The organism is Fibrobacter succinogenes subsp. succinogenes S85 (assembly GCF_000146505.1).
Lineage (GTDB): Bacteria > Fibrobacterota > Fibrobacteria > Fibrobacterales > Fibrobacteraceae > Fibrobacter > Fibrobacter succinogenes.
Genome location: NC_017448.1, coordinates 303,560 through 325,393, shown reverse-complemented (window position 1 = coordinate 325,393; position 21,834 = coordinate 303,560). Strand labels below are relative to the sequence as shown.

General features: G+C 47.2%; 21 protein-coding genes. 15 read left to right on the top strand and 6 right to left on the bottom strand.

What is annotated here, in order from left to right; translation table 11 throughout:
• Positions 1–5 precede the first annotated feature (5 nt).
• The 4 genes from FSU_RS01365 to FSU_RS01350 are packed head-to-tail and all read left to right on the top strand — an operon-like array spanning position 6 to position 4,574.
• Positions 6–1,904: a fimbriae-associated domain protein gene (locus FSU_RS01365; protein WP_014545121.1), complete on the top strand. Its 1,899-nt coding sequence runs from the start codon at positions 6–8 to the stop codon at positions 1,902–1,904.
• 2 nt (positions 1,905–1,906) lie between these two features.
• Positions 1,907–2,557, top strand: coding sequence for an OmpA/MotB family protein (locus FSU_RS01360; protein WP_014545120.1), 651 nt, complete (start codon positions 1,907–1,909; stop codon positions 2,555–2,557).
• Positions 2,557–3,222 carry a hypothetical protein gene (locus FSU_RS01355; RefSeq protein WP_014545119.1) on the top strand — a complete coding sequence of 222 codons (666 nt, stop codon included), beginning with the start codon at positions 2,557–2,559 and terminating at the stop codon, positions 3,220–3,222. The genes FSU_RS01360 and FSU_RS01355 overlap by 1 nt, the downstream gene beginning before the upstream one ends.
• Positions 3,223–3,260: 38 nt before the next feature.
• On the top strand, positions 3,261–4,574 hold the full coding sequence (locus tag FSU_RS01350; RefSeq protein ID WP_014545118.1) for an FISUMP domain-containing protein: 1,314 nt from the start codon (positions 3,261–3,263) through the stop codon (positions 4,572–4,574).
• A 74-nt stretch (positions 4,575–4,648) separates the two neighbouring features.
• Here the strand turns inward: FSU_RS01350 and argH are convergent, their stop codons facing one another.
• From argH to FSU_RS01320, 6 genes are all read right to left on the bottom strand, one after another.
• Entirely contained in the window at positions 4,649–6,052 is a 1,404-nt protein-coding gene (gene argH, locus FSU_RS01345) for an argininosuccinate lyase (protein ID WP_014545117.1), read from the bottom strand.
• A 76-nt stretch (positions 6,053–6,128) separates the two neighbouring features.
• The gene (locus FSU_RS01340; protein WP_015732482.1) at positions 6,129–6,695 is read right to left on the bottom strand and encodes a hypothetical protein; all 567 of its coding nucleotides are present in this window, start codon (positions 6,693–6,695) and stop codon (positions 6,129–6,131) included.
• A gap of 1 nt (position 6,696) precedes the next feature.
• A complete protein-coding gene (locus tag FSU_RS01335; protein ID WP_014545116.1) occupies positions 6,697–7,707 on the bottom strand; it encodes an outer membrane protein in 1,011 nt (336 codons plus the stop codon).
• A 134-nt stretch (positions 7,708–7,841) separates the two neighbouring features.
• The gene (locus tag FSU_RS01330; protein ID WP_014545115.1) at positions 7,842–8,612 is read right to left on the bottom strand and encodes a lysophospholipid acyltransferase family protein; all 771 of its coding nucleotides are present in this window, start codon (positions 8,610–8,612) and stop codon (positions 7,842–7,844) included.
• Positions 8,613–8,614: 2 nt separating this feature from the next.
• Complete coding sequence (locus tag FSU_RS01325) at positions 8,615–9,289, bottom strand: beta-ketoacyl synthase chain length factor (RefSeq protein ID WP_014545114.1); 675 nt, start codon at positions 9,287–9,289, stop codon at positions 8,615–8,617.
• A 14-nt stretch (positions 9,290–9,303) separates the two neighbouring features.
• Complete coding sequence (locus tag FSU_RS01320) at positions 9,304–10,407, bottom strand: methyltransferase (RefSeq protein ID WP_014545113.1); 1,104 nt, start codon at positions 10,405–10,407, stop codon at positions 9,304–9,306.
• A gap of 95 nt (positions 10,408–10,502) precedes the next feature.
• On the opposite strand from FSU_RS01320, the gene FSU_RS01315 reads away from it, so the two are divergent.
• From FSU_RS01315 to FSU_RS01265, 11 genes are read left to right on the top strand one after another with little or no spacing between them, the layout of a single operon-like run.
• The gene (locus FSU_RS01315; RefSeq protein ID WP_014545112.1) at positions 10,503–10,778 is read left to right on the top strand and encodes a phosphopantetheine-binding protein; all 276 of its coding nucleotides are present in this window, start codon (positions 10,503–10,505) and stop codon (positions 10,776–10,778) included.
• A 3-nt stretch (positions 10,779–10,781) separates the two neighbouring features.
• The gene (locus FSU_RS01310; RefSeq protein ID WP_014545111.1) at positions 10,782–11,039 is read left to right on the top strand and encodes an acyl carrier protein; all 258 of its coding nucleotides are present in this window, start codon (positions 10,782–10,784) and stop codon (positions 11,037–11,039) included.
• On the top strand, positions 11,039–13,405 hold the full coding sequence (locus FSU_RS01305; protein ID WP_014545110.1) for an ApeI family dehydratase: 2,367 nt from the start codon (positions 11,039–11,041) through the stop codon (positions 13,403–13,405). The genes FSU_RS01310 and FSU_RS01305 overlap by 1 nt, the downstream gene beginning before the upstream one ends.
• The gene (locus tag FSU_RS01300) at positions 13,398–14,147 is read left to right on the top strand and encodes a glycosyltransferase family 2 protein (RefSeq protein WP_015732481.1); all 750 of its coding nucleotides are present in this window, start codon (positions 13,398–13,400) and stop codon (positions 14,145–14,147) included. Before FSU_RS01305 ends, FSU_RS01300 begins: the two co-directional genes overlap by 8 nt.
• Before the next feature lie 2 nt (positions 14,148–14,149).
• Positions 14,150–15,103 carry an LpxL/LpxP family acyltransferase gene (locus FSU_RS01295; protein WP_014545109.1) on the top strand — a complete coding sequence of 318 codons (954 nt, stop codon included), beginning with the start codon at positions 14,150–14,152 and terminating at the stop codon, positions 15,101–15,103.
• A gap of 14 nt (positions 15,104–15,117) precedes the next feature.
• Positions 15,118–16,644: an HAL/PAL/TAL family ammonia-lyase gene (locus FSU_RS01290; protein WP_014545108.1), complete on the top strand. Its 1,527-nt coding sequence runs from the start codon at positions 15,118–15,120 to the stop codon at positions 16,642–16,644.
• A gap of 16 nt (positions 16,645–16,660) precedes the next feature.
• Positions 16,661–17,098, top strand: a complete 438-nt coding sequence (locus tag FSU_RS01285; protein WP_014545107.1) for an acyl-CoA thioesterase — start codon at positions 16,661–16,663, stop codon at positions 17,096–17,098.
• Positions 17,099–17,105: 7 nt separating this feature from the next.
• Complete coding sequence (locus FSU_RS01280) at positions 17,106–17,720, top strand: outer membrane lipoprotein carrier protein LolA (protein ID WP_244263688.1); 615 nt, start codon at positions 17,106–17,108, stop codon at positions 17,718–17,720.
• On the top strand, positions 17,717–20,086 hold the full coding sequence (locus FSU_RS01275) for an MMPL family transporter (protein WP_015732480.1): 2,370 nt from the start codon (positions 17,717–17,719) through the stop codon (positions 20,084–20,086). The genes FSU_RS01280 and FSU_RS01275 overlap by 4 nt, the downstream gene beginning before the upstream one ends.
• A 26-nt stretch (positions 20,087–20,112) precedes the next feature.
• Positions 20,113–21,363: a beta-ketoacyl synthase N-terminal-like domain-containing protein gene (locus FSU_RS01270; protein ID WP_014545104.1), complete on the top strand. Its 1,251-nt coding sequence runs from the start codon at positions 20,113–20,115 to the stop codon at positions 21,361–21,363.
• The gene (locus FSU_RS01265) at positions 21,360–21,830 is read left to right on the top strand and encodes a hotdog family protein (RefSeq protein WP_014545103.1); all 471 of its coding nucleotides are present in this window, start codon (positions 21,360–21,362) and stop codon (positions 21,828–21,830) included. The genes FSU_RS01270 and FSU_RS01265 overlap by 4 nt, the downstream gene beginning before the upstream one ends.
• The last annotated feature ends 4 nt before the right edge of the window (positions 21,831–21,834 follow it).

Sequence of the window (21,834 nt, the reverse complement as noted above, 5' to 3'; positions counted from 1 at the left end):
AAAAAATGAAAAATGCATTCAATACGATTCTTATTTTGACGGTGGTGGGTTTTATAGCCCTTATCGCAGGCGCTCTTTACTTTGGCGCCCCGGCATTTGGCTGGATCATCATGATCGCCATCATGGCTGTCTACTTGGTGGAGCAATTTTCTGCCATCCGCAAGATGAAGCAGATTATCGCCGAAGACGAAGTTATCGATTCTTGCGAAAAAGGGAACGCTTATCCGGAACCGGGAACGGGCGTTGTCGCGAAGAGAATTGAACTTGCAAAGCGTCTGTTGCAAAAGAACATCCGCCTGGATTCCACGATTGCCTTTGACGTGCTTTCGTCGGGTTCTTCGATTCCGCTCAACCGCAGCGTGGGTTCTACGGTCATTCTCCTTGGCCTTATGGGTACGTTCTTCGGCCTTATGCAGTCTGTGGCAACCGCCGGTGGCGCGATTGACAATTCCACGACGCAGGGTACGCTTGATACGATTCAGGTGCTTTTCCAGAACATGAAGGGCATTTTCGGTACTAGCCTTTGTGGTTTGTTTGCCGCCTTGATTTTGAGCGCAAGCCGCACGGTGCTCAGCTCCAAGCGCGATGAATTCATGGCGCACCTCGACACCTTCACGCTCGACATGCAAGAAGATGAAAGCGCAGAAGGCGTGATTGAAGAAGACAAGAACGAACTTGAACGCCTCTTTGAATCTGTTGAAAAGAATTTGTCCGTGATTGCATCTTCCGTGAAGGATGGTTTGGCTGGTGTTGTCTCGATGGTGGGTGAGGAACTCTCTGCCATGACTTCGAAGCTGAACCAGGATGTTGTGGAATCTGTCCAGAAGGTTTCTACGGAAATGACTTCTTCTATCAAGACGGTCAATGATTCTCTCGCTGGTGCAGTGGCTAACATGAACGAATCAACGCAGAAGTTTGGCGAACTTGTTGGCGCTTCTGTGACGAACGCTTTCAGCCCGATCAATGAAAATATCGGTGCGCTCTCCAAGTCTGTTGAGGCTATCCCGTCGAAGCTCGACGATAAACTCAATGGTATTTCTGTTGCCTTGAATGCTAGCCTCGAAGGTCTTTCTTCAGGCGTTAAGTCTTCGCTTGATGGAGTTTCTGGCAATGTGGAAACCGCACTTTCTAAGGTCGCCTCTGAAGTTAAAGCAGGCCTTGATGGCGTTGCATCCGATGTTAAGGCTGGCCTTCAGGATGTGGCGAAGGGCACGATGGATGTGGCATACCTTACTAAGGATGCTATGGACGAAGCTTCTAAGAGCATCGGTGATTCCGTTGCTGAACAGGTCAAGCAGTCTAGCGAACAGTGGGCTGACTTTATGCAGCGTCTCGAAGACAAGACGACTGCCAATGTGGATTCCCAGCGCGAAGGTCTCGAAACGCTCAAGAACGTGGCTCTCCAAGTTGCCGAAAACGCTCAGGCCGGTTCTGCAGAACTCTCCCAGAACGTTTCCGAAAAGCTCGGCGCCCTTTCTTCCGACATTCTCGGCGCATTCCAGAAGCTTTCCGAAACGTCAAGCGTGCTTCTCGAAGCTCAAAAGGCGCTCACCGAAAGCATCGACAATCGCGTGGTCAAGGAAAAGGAAGCCACGGATGCTCTTGGCGGAAACATCGTGGAAACCGCAGAACTTATGCGCGTGAACCAGTCCGAACTCAGCGCCAATCTCGAAATGCTGCGTAGCGGCCTTGAAACGATTCTCGAAAAGCTCTCTGGCGATACCGCAGAATACGAAGAAGAAGATAACTTTGTCGAACACCTCAACCAGTCTCTCGAAGCCTTCCATGAACGCGCAAGCGAAGTGCTCATGGAAAATGCGGTCAAGACTCAGGAAATCTTGCTTGAAGTGCTCGAACAGACACAGCGTTCTGCAATTCCCGCTCAACCTAAAGCTGAAGGTTAATCATGCGTCGCAATAGAGACGAAAATAGCAATCCATGGATGGCGTACACGGACTTGGGCGTTGCCCTCGTTTCGCTCTTTATCCTTGCGTTTGTGGCGATGGCGACCCTCAAGGAACAAAAAGCGGAAGACCTCACGCGTACCGAAGAAGAAGTGCTCAGCTGCCAGGAACAGATGCGTAAGATTGCGGCAGAACGCAATGCGCTTTTGTCCAAGAGCTTGCAGACCTCCATCGAAGCTGGCCTTATCGCGCTCGAAGACGGTAAAATCCAGATCCAGGCGAGTTTCCTTTTCCCGATCAACGGAGCTAACCTCACCAAGGAAGGCGAGGGCGTGATTCGCGGTATCAGCAAGGGTCTTTTGGAAGCTCTTGATTCTACGGACGTGATCATGGTGAGTGGCTTTACGGACGACATTCCGTTTAGCGGCTCGACATCTTATACGAACTGGAACCTTTCTACGGAACGTGCCGTGAACGTGGTCAAGATGCTCGTGAAAATGGGCTTTCCGCCCGATAGACTCTTTGCTGCAGGCTTTGGTGAACACCGCCCGAAATACCCGAACGATAGCGAAGAACATCGCCGTTTGAACCGTCGCGTGGAAATCGGTGTGACCCCGCTCCAGTCCAACAAAACAGCTGAGGTAACGCCCTAATGGAAGAGCTTACCGAAAAACTGTCCGAAATCAAGGCTAGTATCGATGCCATTCGCAAGACTGGTAAGCTTTCGCATTGGCGGATGGTTTATGCGGATACGCTTTACACGCGCGCCCAGGAATATGTGGCGGTGGACCGTTATCCCGAGGCAAAACTAGTCGCGCAGAAGTTGGACCGCTGGATTCAAGCCCACAAGCCCGCTCTCGAGACGAACAAGGGCGATGCGCGCCCGCCGATGATTTTCTGGAATGCAGACTTGCTGAACAACATTGTGAAGCGCATCCGTACAACGCTCAATGCAAAGAAAATGCTCGTGCCGTCTACGGAACGCGATTCCATCAATCGCCGTTTGAACATTGTCGATGGCTGGATCCAGAAAGGCGAATACCTTGTCGCGCACGACGAACTCTTGGCGCTCCGCAGTGCCTTGATTGCACGACTCCGCCGCAGTTACCGCGCCCGCATTGTCGCATCGTCTGCGTACAGTGGCGGATACGTCCAGCCGGCCGGTTCGACCGTGGGCCTTTACAACTCGCTCCATACGCTCGAAGAAACGTTCCACATAGTTGGTGAACACGACCCGATTTGGATTGAAGACTTCCTCGAAATTTACAACGATTTGTTCAGAATCGTGGATCGGTTGGTTCCGCAAGACAAAAAGTAATGTATATTATTCATAACTAAACTTTATAAGGAATAGTTATGAATACCGTCCTCAATCTCAAAAATACAGTTCTTTTGGCCGCTGCGGCCTCCTTCTTTAGTATAGTCGGCTGTTCCTCCGAAGAAAGCATTGTCTATTCTAATGAAAATAATCCTGTCTTTAGAGACGGAAAGATTATTGACCCACGAGATAATAATTCATACGGCGTGGCGTTGATTGGCGACCTGTATTGGATGACTGAAAATCTCCGTTATGCTGATTCTGTGAGTACCAAAAATCTTGCAGGAAACACATGGTGTCATGAGGATGATGCTAAATGCGAAAAATATGGACGGCTTTATTCCTGGACGGCTGCTTTAGATTATGATAAAAAGTTCAATTCGGCAAGCGTAGGCTATGTTTCATCGACGAAGGGAATTTGCCCCAATGGTTGGAGAATTCCGTCTGGGAACGATTGGCTTTCTTTAGTTAATTATGTAGAAACTAATAACGGTGGTGAAGGCTCTGGTACGAGTTTAAAGTCAACGGAAACTTGGAGTGCTTCTGACGAAGTCCGTAAGCCGACGAACCGTTTTGGCTTCGGTGCGAAAGCTTCTGGTCGTCGCAACAATGATGGCGAAACCTTTATGAGTACGGGCCGAATCGCTTTCTTCTGGTCTTCAAATGAACATGATAATGGTACGGCCGAAGGTTGGCAGCTCCGTCATGATGTTGGTGTGATTCAGTTGGGCAATTTCTACAAAGACCATGGCTTAGCGGTACGCTGCGTTGCCAATAAGAATTCTGCAAATATTGTGACGGGGAAGGATGTTTTGGATTCTTCATATCTAGAGAAAATTCCTCAAGATTATGGTACTTTGAAAATCGGGGATCAATCTTATAGGACAATTGAAATTGATGGTGTCACCTGGATGGCGGATAACGTAAATGTCAATGATGATGGGAGTAGTTGCTATAACGACGATAAGGAATACTGCAAGGAGTTTGGCCGTCTTTATTCTTATGAAGCCGCATTGAAAATATGCCCGGATGGGTGGCAACTGCCTACAAAAACGCAATATTCTTCGTTGAAGATGTATGCAAAGACTAATGCCGCTTTGCGCTCTACGTCGGGCTGGTCCAATAATGCATCAAAGGGCCTGAACTTCTGGGGCTTTGATGCAAAACCGGCAGGCGGAATGGACGGGAAGGATTTCTTTGATTTGAAGGCTAGCGCTTATTTTTGGGTGAATGAAAATCTTTCGGATGAATCTAAAGCATCTACTTTCTGGATTAACTATTACGATCAGGTGCCTTCATTCATGTCTTATGACAAAAAGAATAAATACTCCGTTCGTTGCGTAAAGAAATAACAAAAGAATTTTGAATTTAGCAAAAATGCCGTGCAGTTCAACTGCGCGGCATTTTCACAATTGTAATTGGCGGATTACTTCTTGAGTTTCTTGATGAGTGCGGCTGCCTTCGTGAACTGCTGCTTCACGGACTTCGGACCCGTACCGCCTTCAATATTACGCTTGCTTACGCTGTATTCGAACGTAAGCGTCTTCTTCATCTTGGCGACGTCCGGGACGCCTGCGGCGGCCCAAGCCTCGTCAGAAAGTTCCGTGAACTGCTTGCCTGCACGTGCGGCATCGCCGACGAGGCTTCCCACGATGTGGTGGGCGTCGCGGAACGGAACGCCTGCTTCCACGAGCAAGTCTGCAAGGTCGGTTGCAAGGAGAGCCGGGAGCATCTTCGCATGCATCGTTTCGAAGTTGAAGCGTGCCGTTTCCAAAGCTTCCTTCATCACGCGGAGAATCACTTTCACGTTGTGGACGCTGTCAAAGACCGGTTCCTTGTCTTCTTGCAAGTCGCGGCTGTAGCTGAGCGGAGCGCCCTTGGCGAGAGTGTAGAGTGCAGTGAAGTTTCCGAGCATACGGCCAGACTTTCCGCGGATGAGTTCCATGGAGTCCGGATTCTTCTTCTGCGGCATCATTGAAGATCCGCTGGAGAATGCATCGTGCAAGGTGAGGTAGCCAAATTCGCTAGAGCTCCAGTTCACAAAGTCTTCGGCATAACGGCTCATCGTATTGGCGATGATGGCTAGGTCTGCGTTGAATTCAAGCATCATGTCGCGATGGCTCACTGCGTCAATGCTGTTCGGGCTCACGTCCTTGAAACCGAGTGCTTCAGCAACGAGTGCGCGGTGGTACGGGAATGCAGAACCTGCCATAGCGCCACTGCCAAGCGGGAGCTGGCTATGCAATTCGAGGAAGTTGTCAAGGCGCTTCACATCACGGCTCACGGCAAAGAACATGCTCATGAGGTAATGGCTAAAGTAAATCGGTTGAGCCTGCTGCAAGTGCGTGTAACCCGGCATCATCTTGCCAAAGTACTTCTTGGAAAGGTCCAGAACCGTTTCCATAAGTTCAATTTCGAGCTGGCGGATTTCTGCAGCGCGATGACGCATGTAAAGCTTGAAGTCCGTGCAGACCTGGTCATTGCGGCTACGGCCCGTGTGAATCTTCTTGCCTAGTGCGCCGATGCGTTCGGTAAGCACGCGTTCCACAGCCATGTGGATGTCTTCGTCGCTATCGCACCAGAGGTTTTTGCCGGCGTGGTAGTCATCGAGAATGCTCTTGAGGCCGTCGCAAATCTTCTTGTAGTCAGCTTTAGAAAGAACTCCAGATTCAACAAGACCCTTGCCATGTCCGATGCTTCCTTCGATATCTTCTTCAATGAGTTCTGCATCAAACTGCAAGCTGAAACTTAAATCGACCATGCTCTGAGCCATGCCACTAGCAAAGCGGCCCGTCCACATGTTAGTCTGGGTATCTTTCTTCTTAGCCATTGTAAACCTCAAATAAAAAAGCCGTGAAATCGGCTATGATTTCTCGGCTAAAGATAAAAATTTTTAGAGTATTTTGTTAGTCCCAAACGCTCTTTTGTGCGGGTGCTGGTTCATCGCTAGAATCTTCAGTTGCTCCATCTCTTACTGTTGCCGGAGCATTTTCTTCTGTAGGTTCTTCGACGGGGGCTTCAACTTTCTTTGACTTCTTCGGTAGATTGTAGGGGCGATCCCAGACACTTCCTCCGTTGTCAAAACCTTCGTTGTTGCCGCCATTCCTTAACAAGTAAGTATCAATTGGAATTTCAATTTCATCAGGATAAGCTTTGTAGAGCCAAATGGACAAACAGTATGTGAACGGCGCGAACAAGATGCTCGCCATCGTGATTTCGCGATGAATGTTTGTAGAACCGACTCGCTGGCCGTTCAGGTAGGCTTCAAGCATGCCACCTGCTCGGGTGCCTCGAGTCTGAAAGCTACAGTCATCATCGTTGCCCATTTTGCAGACTTGTTTACCGTTAAGGTAAATGTCGTAAGGCGTAGACGCGTATTGGCTTGCGACAACGCCTGTACGCCCTGCAAAGCACCCGGTCAGGTTTACTGACACGGCGGCAAGCAATAGGAGGGAAATGACCTTGGATTTCATATTAGAAACCGATTGCAAGACCCAGACCGAACTTAAAGCCGTTCATGTAGTGCTTTGATTCAATGATGTTGGTTATTCTACCAACTGTATCATACTGTTCTCTGTAGAATGATGTTTCAAAGAAGTCGATAAAGTAGGTTGCCTGGGCAATGAACATCACGCGGCTTGCACGATTGAACAACACACCACCACCGATTTGCAAAGAAAGGCCATTTGCTTCGTTAGAATTGTAGAAACGGTCGGTATCAATGTGCGTGTCACGCCAGCTGTAGGAGAGGCCGCCACCGGCATACGGAGTAATGTTGGAGGTCGTGAACGGATAGTAGGCAGAAAGGGTCAAGTCGATAAGTCTGGTCTTGTCGTAGCTTTCGCCGAGGTTGGTGATGGTCCAGTCAAAACCGAAGAGGAGGTCTCTTGCGTCATACAAGACGAATGCGCCAAGGCCTGCGTCCATCTTTGCTTCGGACGGGTTGAGCGGGAGTGCGCCCACGATTTTTGCCCCCCAGTAAGAGGTCACGCCCTTCTTTCTCGGATTCTTGGTTTCCTGTTCGGTGACGGTATAGATATCGTCATCGTTGGTGGCCTTGTGCCTGGTTCCGATGTTACGTGCGACACGCTGGATAATCGGATCAAAGTCGTCGGGATTCTTTGCCTTGAGGCGGTCGCTCCAGACCGGGGCTTCGTTGTTGATGTCATAGAGCTTGAATGCGGTAATGACGTTTTCGCCTAGGCGGGTAAATTCAGCCATGATGAACTTGGTGCAGTTCTTTTTAATGGCGATATTGTTTGCGGATTCGCGGTCGCCGGTTTTCACGGAATCGTCTTCGGCGTAGTTGACCAAAATAAAGCGTCCGTTATCATCAATATAAGCGTTCATGAGCTTTTCGGCGGCAATGCCAAAGTCTTCATTTAAGCCGACCATGCTGAACGGAGCCAAATAGACGCGTTCGGCAGCGTAAATTGAAGCTGCAAGTGCAAGCGTTGTTGCAAGAAACTTTTTGAAAAAATTCATATTGAATCTCCTTTTAAGGATTAATCTAGTAATTATAAGGTAAAAAGAAAAGCCTTTTTATGTCCAAATGGATATTTGGGTGATAAAAGGGATGAAAATCACGCTGATTTGCTTATTTTGGTGATAAAAAAGAGTTAATTTGGCAATTCTTTTTCAAGAATTTCCTTCATTTTGTGTGTGAGCTTGGTTGCACTTTTAGTGAGTGGCATGCTCTCGTATTCTTTTACCGGAATGGGCTTGAGTATTTTCAAGTTGTATATATAACGTTCTGTCGGGTGAAATTGTAACAACTTGTCATGCTTACGGAGCCCGATTTTTTCATTTCCACCAAAGAAAATAGGAACAACATCACTTTGTGCATAAAGTGCAAAACGGGCTGCTCCTTTCTTGAATTCCCATGGCTCGCCAGGCTTGCTACGGGTCCCTTCAGGGAAAATGATAAGGTTATTCCCTTCGTCCATGGAGGCTTTCGCCATTTCAAGTTGCTCTTCAAAAGGGATGTTGTTTGGAATGTACAAATTCCTGATGATAAGCGAAATAAATTTATTTTGAATGAGCTCGCCTTTTACAATGCAATTTGCATTAGGAATAAGCGAAAAAAGAATGACAACATCGAATAATGAGGGGTGATTCGCAATGACAACTTTGGAACGGAGGTTCTTGAGGGAATCCCTGTTTTCGACGGTGAGTCGAATTGCTCCTAAAAGTTCAGCTATTTTGACGAAAATTTTAAAATACTGGTGGTTGAACTTGCGGACAAAAATCTTGAATCTTCTTTCGTTAAAACCCGTGATAATATGGATGATGGGGAAAAGAAGTATTGCGAGAATTAGGCTACAAATGCCGAAAAAAGCAAAGCAGAAAAGTTTTGCTAAAATACGGCGTATGTAGCGGATTTTTGCCATTATTAAGTCTTTTGCATGTCAATGGCGCAGAGGAAAGCGATGGCTTGTTCTGCGGCGGTATCGAAGTTGTTGCGCAACATCTTGAGCTGTGCCAGTTGGCTTGCGATATCAACGTTTTTAAATGTCGGATCGGCCTTGGATTCGTCGGTCGTGAGGCGGAGTGCGATGGCACAGACGGCGTTCGGGTAGGGGACGCCTGCAACGGGAGCGTAGGTCTCGGGGATGAGTTCGTCTGCGAAAATGAATGTACGCGTGTCTGTGCTTTCACTTTCAAGGGCGGCTATGCAATCCGTGAGGCCTGTGGTAAAAGCGTCCTTCCCGGAGAATACGGCGGAGTAGCCTGCGGTGTTCGTTTCGAGAATTGACGCATTTGCAATGGAGGCGTTAAAAACCGAAAGGCTAAAATGCGCGGGCGAGACCATGCCTGTGTCGAGAAGCGTCTGCGAAATTTTCAGTTGCTGGCTGATTTCTCCGAACTGCGATGCGAATGTCACCTTGCAGGGCGTGAGTTTGTTGCCGTCGTTGTCGCGAGAAACTTGATCGCTCACGAGAACCACCATGCGCGAAATGTAGCTGAGGCGACGGCGCGTCAGCATAGGTACGAACGAAACATCTGGCTTGGGGTGCGCTTCTGTCGGCACAAAGCTTGCCATTTTTTCGATGAAAACTTTTTGCATGATTTACGCCGGGCTTATTTTTTGCGGAAGCGGAGGAGGGAATAGGCGTTCGGGCCTACGCCGTGGTGCGCTTCCTTGAGCTCGAAACCTGCAATTTCGATGGCTTTTTTAAGCTCTTCGTAGCGGTACATTTTGCTGTTGCCGTTTGCGATGCAGGTAAAGTAAAGCGACGTGGCCTGGAGCGAGTATGCGGCGGCTTCAAAACGCTGCTTGTCCCAAAGCGGTTCGAGAACGTAGACGTCTGTTTCTGGAGTGGCTGCCTTGTGGATCTTTGTCAAGATTTTTGTGATTTGCTTGAGCGAGAAGCAATCCAGGAATTGGCTCATCCAGACAGCGTTTGCGCCTTGCGGGAATTCGGTCGTGTCGTCGAGAACGTTGCAGGCTATGGTGTCAATGCGGTCTTTAAAGCCTGCTTGTGCGGCATTCTTTTCGGCGACTGCGGTTTGCCCCGGAAGGTCGATGATGGAAACTTGTATGTCTGCGTTGTATTTGCAGCAGGCAATGGCCCATTTTGCAGTGTTTCCGCCAATGTCAAAAAGTCTTGGCTGCTTCAGTTCTGTAAGCTTTTCGAATACAATCGGGAGTGCTTCGGGGAATGCCAAGTCGGAGTAAAAATGGTCAAATCCGAACCAGCTCTTTTTCTGTTGGTCGGTCAGCTGGGAGAGCCCTTCGTAGACGGTTTTCCACGGACCGAGGTGGGGGAGTCCTGATGGCTTCCCTTCGCGGATGGACTGCTCGAGATTTTCGGCACCGCGGTAGCAGATGTCCTGCGAAAAGTCCATGTTCACTTGCGTCATTTCGTCGTTTAAGAGGAAAAATCCAATTTTTCCGAGCGTGAGGCGCAGGTCATCTTCGCTAGAATCCTTGTGGAGCTTGATGGCTCCCATGCCAAGTCCCATTTCTACAAGAACGCCTACTCCGTAAAGCGAAATGTCTAGCTTCTGAGCAATTTCCGAAATGGTAATGCCTTTTTTGCGCGATTTGCTGATTTCTTCTAAAATGCCCATGTCTCTGAGGGCGCGGGCCGCTTGGAAACTGAGGGGGGCAAATGCAATTTTTTGAGCTTCAAACTTGGCGTTTACAGCGTCGATGGAATCGTTTTTATAAAAATCGAACATGGTGTCTCTAAAAATAAGGTTCCCTTAATATAAAATTATTTTTCTATATTGCCTATCCAAGAAAATGTAAACCTTGATTGAGGTCGCTAAAATATATGTCCGATTTGAATACCCGTATTAAAGAAGTCATGATTGAGTCCTTGGAACTGGAAGATATTACCCCAGCCGATATTGTGGATTCTGCTCCGATTTTTGGTAAGAATGCTGCCGGCGAAGGGCTTGGTCTGGATTCAATCGACGCTTTGGAATTGGGCATTGCCATCAAGGAAAATTTTGGTGTATCTTTCTCGACGGTTAAGGAAGAAACCAAACAGCATTTTGCTTCGGTGAATGCGCTTGCTGCCTACATTTCTGCAAATTCTAAGGGCTAATCCATGGACAAACAGGTCATTTTCGAAAAGATTAAAGCTGCCCTTATTGAAGATTTTGATTTGGAAGAAAATCGAATCGTTCCAGAGGCTCGCCTTTACGAAGACTTGGAATTGGATAGCATTGATGCTGTGGACTTGATTGTGAAGCTCAAGTCTTTTTTGCCGAGAAACATCGACCCGGAAGCATTCAAAAAAATGCGTACTCTTGAGAACGTGGTCGATGGTATCTATAATCTTGTTCAAAATTCGGAATCTAAGTAATGAAACAGGTTGCGGGAAAGATTTTCTTTACCGCGATTTCTGTTTTGTATCCGGTCCTTGTCTATTGCGGAATTAGGTACTGGGGACTTTCGCCACGGCGCATGAGCTTGATGCTTTTGGCGCTTGGCTTTTACCACTTCTTGAATTTTACGCGTAGCAAGTCAAAGGCGGATCGTGGGCGTACGGGGGCTATCGTTGCGCTGATTTTGGTGTGCGCACTTGTCGCATTCTTTGCAAATAACATTTTATTTGTCAAGTTTTATCCGGTGCTCGTGAACTTGAGCTTGCTTGCGTTTTTCGGATTTACGCTATGGCGACCGCCGAGCTTTGCGTTCCGAATGGCGTGCCTGGGGAACAAGTCGTTGAATACATCGCCTTCGTTTAAGGCGGTGGAGCGTTATTGCAATAAGGTGACTTTTGCATGGTGCCTCTTTTTTGTCGTGAATGGATCGGTTTCTGCGCTTACCGTTTTCGTGGGTTCCGATAAGATTTGGTCGTTGTACAATGGACTTATTTCTTACATTTTAATTGGTTTATTTTTCATTGTGGAATATTTGGTTCGAAAAATGGTGCAGAGTAAAATGCAGTCGTATGTTCCTGTCTGTGATTTGGAACGTGATTCTCGCCCGGATGGTGCGTTTGTCGCCGAAGGTAAGACTTGGGGCGATTTTGTAAGCGATGTTTCCAAGGTGCGTTATTACCTGGAAGCTCGTGAAAATGTGCCGTGGATTTTGCATTGCGAAGATTCGTATTACTTTACGGTTTCTTTGCTAGCGATGCTCCAGAGCGGGCGCAAGGCGCTTGTGACTGCGAATCGCCAAGAAGCGTTTATCAAGGAAATCAAGAAGCCTGAATATGGATTCTTGACAGATGAACCGTTTGCTGGTAGTGTTGCTGGCGCGAACGAAATGCCAGCGACTTTGATCCAGGATGTGCTTGGTAATGAAAATGCGCATTGTTCGGATGGTGACAAAGCTCGCGAAATCAAGTTCGGCAAGTTCGACAAGTCCAAAGCCGAGATGGTGATGTACACGTCGGGTACGACGGGTGAACCGAAGGCTGTGTACAAGCGCTTTTTGCAATTTGAAAATGAACTATTTGAACTTGTGAAAGTCTTTGGAAATGACTGGGTAAACCGCAAGGTTTATAGCACTGTCAACCACCACCATATTTACGGTTTGTTGTTTACGGCGCTTTTGCCGATTGCGACTGGGCTTCCGTTCCGCAGGCACCGTATTGATTTTCCGACAGAACTAGCAAATATTGCAGGGGAAGCTGCGGTAATCGCTTCGAGCCCTGCGTTCTTGAAACGTTTATCTGCAGAAACGGATAAGCCGATTGACTTTAAATGTACTCCGATTATTTATTCGTCCGGAGGTCCGTTGCCCGAAGAGGTGGCTCGCAAGGCCTGTGAACTGACGGGATTTTGGACGATGGAAATTTACGGCAGTACCGAGACGGGTGGCATTGCGTATAGGCAATCCAAGAATGGACCGGTGTGGACTCCGTTTGAAGTTTGCAAGATGAGTGTTGCCGAAAATGGTTGCCTGAACATCAAGTCGAGTTATATTCTAGAACCCGAAGGCTTTACGACAGGTGACTTGGTGGACCTTTATGACGACGGCCGATTCTTGCTCAAGGGCCGTTCGGATTCGATTGTGAAGATTGAGGAAAAACGCATCTCGCTCCCGGAAGTGGAAATGCGCTTGAAGCAGACGGGGTTGGTACAAGATGTGCGCGTGGTGCCGATGGTGGGTAAACGCCAATACCTAGCCGCTGCGATTGTGCTGAACGAAGCTGGACGCACAAAGTTTGCGGGGTCGCCCAAACTTGCGATCAATAATTATTTCCACGATTACTTGCTCAAGTTTATTGAGAATACGGTTTCACCGAAGAAGTGGCGCTATCTTGAAGAACTCCCGCAGAATACGGAAGGCAAGATTCGCATGCGCGATATCCAGGCGCTGTTTGGCCTTGCCGAAAGTCCGAATTTCAAGATTCTCAAGTTCCGCCGTGAACCGGGCGCTTTGACCGCGAAGCTTTTGTTCCCGGCGACGAGTGATTACTACGATGGTCATTTCCCGGAATTTAAGCTGTTGCCTGCAGTGGTGCAGGTGGATATGGTTTTGCGCTTGGCGCGGAACTTCTTGGAAGTGCCTAAGGAACTTTCCAAGATGAACCGTACGCGTTTTGCAAATCCCATTTTGCCGGACGTTCCTGTAATGGTGAAAATCACGTACGATGCGGATGCGGGTAAGGTGACGTTTGCGTACACTAGCGAAGATGGTGAAACTTCGTATTCAAATGGTTCGTTGGTAATGAACACTTCAACAGGTGATGCTGGCGAGGGCGAAAATCGTGGATAATGCGGTAAAAGTTTGCGCCATTGTGCCTGTTTATCGCCACGAAAATGCATCGCGCCATGTCGTGAAATCCCTTGTCGATTTGAACATTCCTGTGATTCTCATTGACGATGGAAACACGCCCGAAGGTCACCAAGTTCTTTTTGAAATTGCAAGAGAATTTGCAAATGTCGAACTTGTGACGCATAAATGCAATCTCGGCAAAGGCGCTGCGATGCGTTCCGGCATGGATGCTGCTATTGTGGCGGGATTCACGCACGCTTTGCAGGTCGATGCCGATGGCCAACACGATATGAAGGCGATTCCGTTTTTTATAAACGAGACGAAGGAACATCCTGAAGACTTGATTTGCGGTTACCCGGAATACGATGAATCCGTACCCAAGGCTCGTGAACAGGGTCGTAAGATTACGAATTTCTGGGTGGCGATTGAAACGCTTTCGCTCAAAATTCCTGATGCCATGTGCGGCTTTAGAATTTATCCGCTCAAAACGTCTTGGCCGGTGATGAAACGTTTGCACAACAACCGCATGGGCGTTGATATTGAAATTATTGTTCGTCTTGCGTGGGCGGGCGTGCAGATGCGCTTTTTCCCGGTGAAGGTGAATTACCCGAAAGATGGCGTTTCGAACTTTAGAATGTTCCATGACAACGTTGTGATTTCGATGACGCATACGATGCTTTGCATAGGCATGTTTTTTAGGCTTCCTTTGCTTTTGTCTCGCCGCTTATTTAAAAAGAAATAGTTATGAGCAAGCATTGGTCCGAAATTGAAGAAGTGGGCGGAAGTGTTTGGCATTTCCGTTTTATGCTTTGGATCGTGTGCCATTTGCCGTTGTTTCTTGTTGAATTGTGTACGGCTGTAATATGCTTCTTTTTCTGGCTTGGGGCTGCACCTGTTCGTGCGCGTTCTAAAATTTATTTGGAACACTTGCGTAAATTGGGCGTATACGTGGGTGCGTTTGGAACGTATAAGCACATCCTTTCGTTTGCGCTTTCGATGGTTGAAAAGTTACGAGGCTGGAAGGGCGCTATCAAGCTCAATCAGATCGAATCGCAAAATGACGATTTGCAGATGCTTGTTTCGCAAATGAATCAAGGGCAGGGCGCGTTTCTGCTTTGTTCGCATCTAGGCAATATGGAAATGCTCCGTTCGCTCACTGAATATGGCGAGTTCCATACATCGCGAAAGTTTCAGGTTTTCCCAGTAGTCGATTTGTCGGGCTCCAAAAAGTTCAATGCGCTTTTGCGTGAACTGAATCCGGAATTGATGGAAAATGTAATTGATGCTAATTCCATTGATGTGGATTCTGCCATTTGGATGAAAGAGAAAATTGCAGATGGAAATCTTGTGGTGATTGCGGGAGATCGTACATCTGCTCATACGCGCAGTCGCGTGCTTGAAACGATGTTCCTAGGTGAAACGGCGAACTTCCCAGAAGGTGCTTTTTCGCTAGCGGGCATTTTGAATGCTCCCGTTTATTTTGTATTTGCGATTCGCAAACATGACTTTAATATCCGTTCGCCTTACGAAATGCATGTGGTGCGTGCCAAGACGAATCTGGAATGCTCGCGCAAGGAACGCCCTATGCGCTTGAAAATGCTTTTGCAGGAATACACTGAGTTGTTGGAAAGGCTGTGTAAAGAACATCCTTATCAGTGGTACAATTTCTACAATTTTTGGGACAGGTTAGAAAAATAGTGGAGAACAATTAAATGAAAACCGTCGTTATTGGAAGTGGTAAGCTTTCGATTGAAGATGTTGTTGCGATTGCGAAAAAGCAAGTCGCAGTGGAACTTGATAGTTCTGCGGAATTCCAGAGAAAGATTGATTCTGGTGCAGAATTCTTGGACGAAGCGCTTGCAGAACATGGTGGCATTTATGGCGTGACAACGGGATATGGTGATTCCTGCACGCAGGTGTTGCCGCCGGAACATTACAGCCAGCTCCCGATTAACTTGACGCGTTTCCATGGATGCGGCCTCGGTGATTACTTTGATGCCGAGACGACCCGCGCGATTATGGCGGTACGCTTGAATACGCTTGCGCAAGGTTTCTCTGGTGTGAGCTATGCACTTTTGAAAATCATTACGCAGTTTTTACAGAACGATATTTTACCGCTCATTCCGCAGGAAGGTTCCGTGGGCGCAAGTGGCGACTTGACTCCGCTTTCGTATTTGGCAGGTGCCGTGATTGGTGAACGCAATGTGATGTACAAGGGCGAACGTCGTTCTTCTTTGGACGTGATGAAGGAATTGGGAATTACTCCGCACAAGTTTCGCCCGAAAGAAGCAATTGCCATTATGAACGGCACGGCGGCGATGAATGCGGTCGCTTGCATGGCTTATTCCCGTGCAGAATACCTTTCTGACCTCGCTTGCCGAATTACAGCGATGATTACGGTTGCAATGAAGGGCAATGCGTATCACTATTATGAACGCTTGTTCGAAGCAAAACCGCATCCGGGACTTGGCTTGGCTGCAAAGAAAATTCGTGAAGCCTTGAATCTCGATGTGGCGAAGAATGTGGTTCCCGAGAAAATCCAGGATCCGTATTCTCTGCGTTGCGCTCCGCATGTGATTGGACTTTTCTATGATTCTAGCGCGTTCTTGCGCCAATTGATTGAAATTGAACTCAACAGCGCTAATGACAATCCGATTGTCGATCCGTTCACAAAGAATATTTTCCACGGTGGGCATTTCTATGGCGGGCATATTTGCCTTGCGATGGATACGCTCAAGAACATGGTTGCAAACATTGCGGACCTTTTGGACCGTCAGCTGGCGATGATTGTCGATATCAAGTTCAACCGTAACTTGCCACCGAATCTTGCGGGGAGCAAGGGCGATTACGATATCAATCATGGCTTTAAGGCGGTGCAGATAGGCGTTTCTGCATGGACGGCTGAAGCTTTGCATTTGACAATGCCGATGAGCGTGTTCAGCCGTTCGACGGAATGCCACAACCAAGACAAGGTCAGCATGGGTACGATTGCGGCCCGCGACTGCATCCGCGTCTTGGAGCTTTCGGAACAGGTGGCAGCGGCAACGCTTCTGGCTTCGGCTCAGGCACTTCGCATACGCTTGGAACGCAATGAAATTTCGGAAGACCGCCTCAAGAATCTTCAAGAGACTTACAATCAGGTATTCTCGAAGTTTGCTCCGCTTGAATGTGACCGTCAATTGGAACAGGATTTGCGCAATACGCTGGAGCTGATTCGCCAGAAATTTTACGCTGTATAAAAGGACCTAAATTCGCATGGCAGTTAAAAAAATTAAGGAAACGATCGAATTCCAAGTTGAATTTTACGATGTCGATTCTATGCAAGTCGCATGGCATGGCAATTATGTAAAGTTCATGGAAGTCGCCCGTTGCGCACTTTTACGTAAAATTGGGTATGATTACAACGAAATGACGCGTAGCGGTTACATCTGGCCCGTCGTAGATTTGCATATTAAATATATCCGTCCGATGATTTTTATGCAGAGGATTCGTGCCGAGGTGACACTTGTGGAATACGAAGTCTGCATGAAACTGTCGTACAAGTTTATGGATGCCGAAACGGGTGCGGTGCTCACAAAAGCAGAAAGTACCCAGATGGCGGTGGATATGAAAACGAAAGATTCGCTTTGGGCTTGCCCGACTTGCTTTGTGGACAAGGTCAGAGCGTTCTTGGCAAACGATAAGGTGGTGTAAAATGCGTATGTCCTGTCGAAATATTGGCGTTTTGCTTTTGACAGTTTTGCTTGGCATTGGTTCATCAATGGCGGATGTCTTTGAACGCCCGTTGAGTGCTAAAAACAGGCCGGAACTTGAAAAATCCTTGGCAAAAGTCATGGATTATCAGGTGGCTTCGGGCGATTTTAAGCAGACCAAGTCTATCCAAAAGCTCAATCGCGAATTTGTTTCGACGGGAACGTTCCGCATTTCTAAAAAGGCGGGAATCATCTGGAAAACGCAAAAGCCCGTATTCTCTGAGCTCGCTATCCATAACGCGGGCATTGTCGAACGCGATACTAATGGACAAATTCGCACATTGCTACCAAAGGAAAATCCTATCTTTGCAGAAGTCTCGAATAATATCCAATCGCTGTTTTCTGGAAAAGTCACGGAATTGGAGAAAAACTTCAAGGTCTTTTACGAAAAAAAGTCTTGCGGTTTTAGAATCGGACTGATTCCGCGTGAGGCGATGATCCGCATGCTCGTGGATAACGTCGTGATGGATGCCTGCAAAAACGTGGATAGGATTGTTATTACGGATGGCGAAAAAATTCCAACGACTTTGGATTTTCTGAATTATAAGGTCTCGAAAAAATGAAAAATGTTGGAGGGAAGAATTTGAACGCAAAATCGGGAATTATCCTGTGGGTGGTGATTCACGCCATCTTGATTATTCTCGGCATTTCTGTGCCGTGGAAGATGGATTCCGACTTGTATTCGATTCTGCCGGATTCCAACGAAATCAAGAATGTGAGCGCTGCTGAAAAAACGCTTAGCTCACGTTCTATGCGCAACATAACGGTACTAGTTGGGCATGAAAATTTTGAAGTGGCTCGCAAAGTTGCTGCCTCTCTCGATAGCATTTTCAAGGGCGACTCCTCCATTGAGGAATCCCGACTTTATGTTGATGAAAAGACGCTGAATGAAACTCGCGAATTTCTATTCGAACATCGTTATACGATTCAAGGGGAAAATGTTCGTGAGGCGTTCTTTAATTTGAATCATAAATTTTTGGAACTTGCTGCGTTGCAAAAAATCTATGGCTCGTTTTCTATGGCGAATTTGAATCGCCTGGATGAAGACCCGTATTTGCTTGGCGAAGCCTCCTTTGATAATTTCATGAAAAAAACGCTAACGTCGTCTACGCATTTTAGCTTGCGCGATGGTGTCCTTGCGGCGCAAGATTCTGGCATGACGTACGTGATGTGGAACGCGGTGCTTTCTGAAAATGTATCATCTCTTGCAACAGATGATCATGTGATTGGCCGTTTGAATCAAGTGCTCGATTCTTTAGAAAATGCGAATTTAGGATTGCGTATTTCTGCTTCGGGCGTGCCGTTCCACAGTTACGAAAGCTCGAGTGAAGCTAAGCGTGAGGTGGCGTGGATCTCGGGTGTTTCTATTGTACTAATTCTTCTATTGCTGCTTTACGTATTTCGTTCGGCGGTTCCGATTTTGGCAACACTTTCAACGATTGCAGTTGCCATTTTTACGGCGCTTTCGTTTACGTGGTTCGTGTTTGGCAATGTTCACGTATTTACGTTTGTCTTTGGCACGAGCGTCATAGGCGTGAGTATTGATTATGCGGTACATTTCTTTACAAATTGGAAGTCTGGAGAGCGCAATGTCCGTTCCAAAATTTTTAAGGGATTGTTGCTTGGGTTCTTGACAACAGAAGTGAGCTATGTATCGCTCACCTTTGCTGATTTTACGTTGCTGCGTCAGATGGCTGTATTCTCAATCGTCGGGCTCTTGAGCTCGTTCTTGACGATAACACTTTTGTTCCATGCTTTGTTTGAAAAAACGAGAAATGTCAGAACGAAAAATAGGACTTTTTCTGTAAAGAATCTCCCGCTATCTATTCCTAAAAATTTCATAAAGTGCTATTCAAATTTACCCACGTGGGTTATTGTTCTGTTTTTTGTCTTTTTTGCGATTGCGTTGTTGCCTGGGCTTCGTGCGCTCAATATTCATACGGATTTGGGGAGCCTTTATTCCATGAGTGAAAAGCTTAAAGCGGGGGAAGTTCTGAATAGAAAATTGAATGATGTTGGAATTTCGTCAAATTATTTTATTATAGATGGTGCAACAGAACAGGATGTCTTGGAACAGGAAGAACTGCTTACAGATCGACTCTTGCAAGCCGAAAAGAAAAATTTGTTGAAGTCTTATTTGGCTGTATCAAGCTTTATTCCTTCGCAAGCGACGCAGAGAAAAACTTTTGAAAATACCCAAAAGTTGCTTAAAGATGATTTGACGAAAGAATATCTGACGAGCATTGGCGTGCAGAACGATTCTTTGCTTGATGCAAGTTTAAAAGAAGCGCCGAAATATGTAGGACTCAAGGACTTGAATCAATTCCCATCATCAATTCGTTCAATGGTTGAAATGCTTTGGGTTGGTGCTGTTGAAAATTCGCAAGGAAAAAAGTTTTATAGCGCAGTTTTCCCGCTGCATGCAACGGATGCTTTTGATGCAAAGCAATTGGCCAAAAATATGCCTCACGTTTACGTCGTGAACAAAATGCAAAATATCAATGAATCATTTACGAAAATATCCCGAGTTTCGCTGACACTTGTCGGTTTGGCTTATATTGTGATGTTCATTATTCTTGTGTTTGTGTACAAATTTACAGGTGCTTTGAAAATTTTGCGAGCCCCGATTTTGGCGAGCCTCTTTGCGGCTTCAGTCTTTGGTTACGCTGGAATTGAATTCAATTTCTTTGCCATTGTCGGTGTCATTTTAACGCTCGGCATAGGTATTGACTACGCTCTGTTCTTTAGGGAAGGCGGTCGACAAAAATCGGTTACTGCTCTTGCGGTGATGCTTTCTGCAGCAACAACGCTCATCTCGTTCGGGGGCCTTGTGTACAGTGGCTTTACTCCGGTTTGGACGTTTGGCTTAGCCGTATTGCTTGGCATTTCTTGCTGTTTCGTGCTATCTCCGCTCAGCGCCAAACGTTAAATTTCTAGATTTGGTTTCATTGACCGATGAAACGACCTGTGTACATTAATGATTTTAGCCTTCGTTGCATTTTAGGTAGCGACGAGGCTCAAGTTCTTGATTCGCTCACGAATGGCAAACGTGGGACTTTTACCACGTACGATGTTGCCGGTGTCATGCGCCCTGCGGCGACGATTGACCCTGCTACGCTTGCTCCTGTCCCTGAACAAAAGTTTGATAACCGCGTGAACCGCTTGTCTCAAGCGGCATTCTCAGCGATTGAAAATACGATTCGCAAAGCGGTTGAAAAGTTCGGTGCTGATCGCGTGGGCATTTTCTTGGGTTCGTGCGATAATGGTTCCGAAGCTTCGATGGCGGCGCTCAAGTACTTTAAAGAAACGGGAGCGTTCCCGGAAGGCTACGTTCTCGATTACCAGCGCGCTGATTTTCCAGCACAGTTTATTGCGCAACGCTTTGGAATCACGGGGATGCTTTCGGTGCATTCAACGGCTTGTGCATCTAGCGCAAGTGCGTTTGTTTCGGCTCGCAATAATCTTTACGCAAGCAACTGCGATGTCGCGATTGTGGGCGGTGTCGATATTGCATCGCTCTCGGTGATTCTTGGTTTTGCTTCGCTCGAAGCCATGAGCGATAAGCCGACAAATCCTTTTAGTGCAAATCGCTCGGGCCTTTCGCTTGGCGATGCCGCTGTTTTCTTTGTTGTTACAAAAGAACCTTGTGCAGATCTTTGCACTGCAAAATGCGAAGGCCTAAAGATTGTTGGTTTTGGCGAAAGTGCCGATGCCGACCACATTACGGCCCCGCGTGCCGATGGGGAAGGCGCTTATCAGGCGATGAAGGCGGCTCTTAACGATGCCGGCCTTGATGCCTCTCAAATCGGTTACGTGAATTTGCATGGAACCGGTACAGAACTGAACGATGCCATGGAATCGCGTGCTATCAACCGCCTTTTCGGTGAAGCTAGTCACGCTGATGTTCCCGTCAGCTCGACAAAGGCACTCACGGGGCATACGCTCGGGGCTGCTGGTGCATTGGAACTTGCGTTCTGCTGCCTTGCGATGAATTCTCGTCGCGAATCTGACGCTTGCAAAAATAGTAGTGAAAAAGATTACCTCCTCCCGGCTCATCTTTTTGATGGCGTCGTCGATCCGAATCTCCCGCCAGTTCATTTGGTAAAACCAGGCGAGACAGCAAAAGACCTTAAATATTGCATGAGCAATTCTTTTGCATTTGGTGGTTGTAATGTGTCTTTGATTGTTGAAAATGGTTTGGCATGACAGAAGTTTTTGATACAAAAGATTTAGTCAGTGAACTTGTGCCGCACAAGGGCAAAATGCTTTTGCTCAATCGTGTCCGCGATTACGATTTAAAAGAAAATTCCATCACGACTGAAATTGATATCGCTTGCGATAACATGTTCTATGAAGACGAGCTTGGTGGCGTACCTGTGTGGGTTGCTTTTGAATATATGGCTCAAAGCGTTTCTGCGTTGTCTGGAATTTGTGGCCGTGCCAAAGGTGAAAAGCCAAAGACCGGATTTATCATGAGCGTGAGTGGCTTCAAGGCCGATGTCCCTGTTTTTAAGGAGGGCGAAACCGTTGTGGTCAACGTTCTTGAGAACATCCGTATGGACAAGGCGGTGACTTTTGAAGGTTTTGCAACGGTCAACGGAACGCTTGCTGTAACGGCGAAACTCAATACGGTCGAAGTCGATGACCCTAAAAGTTCGTTAAATTTAAATTGATGCA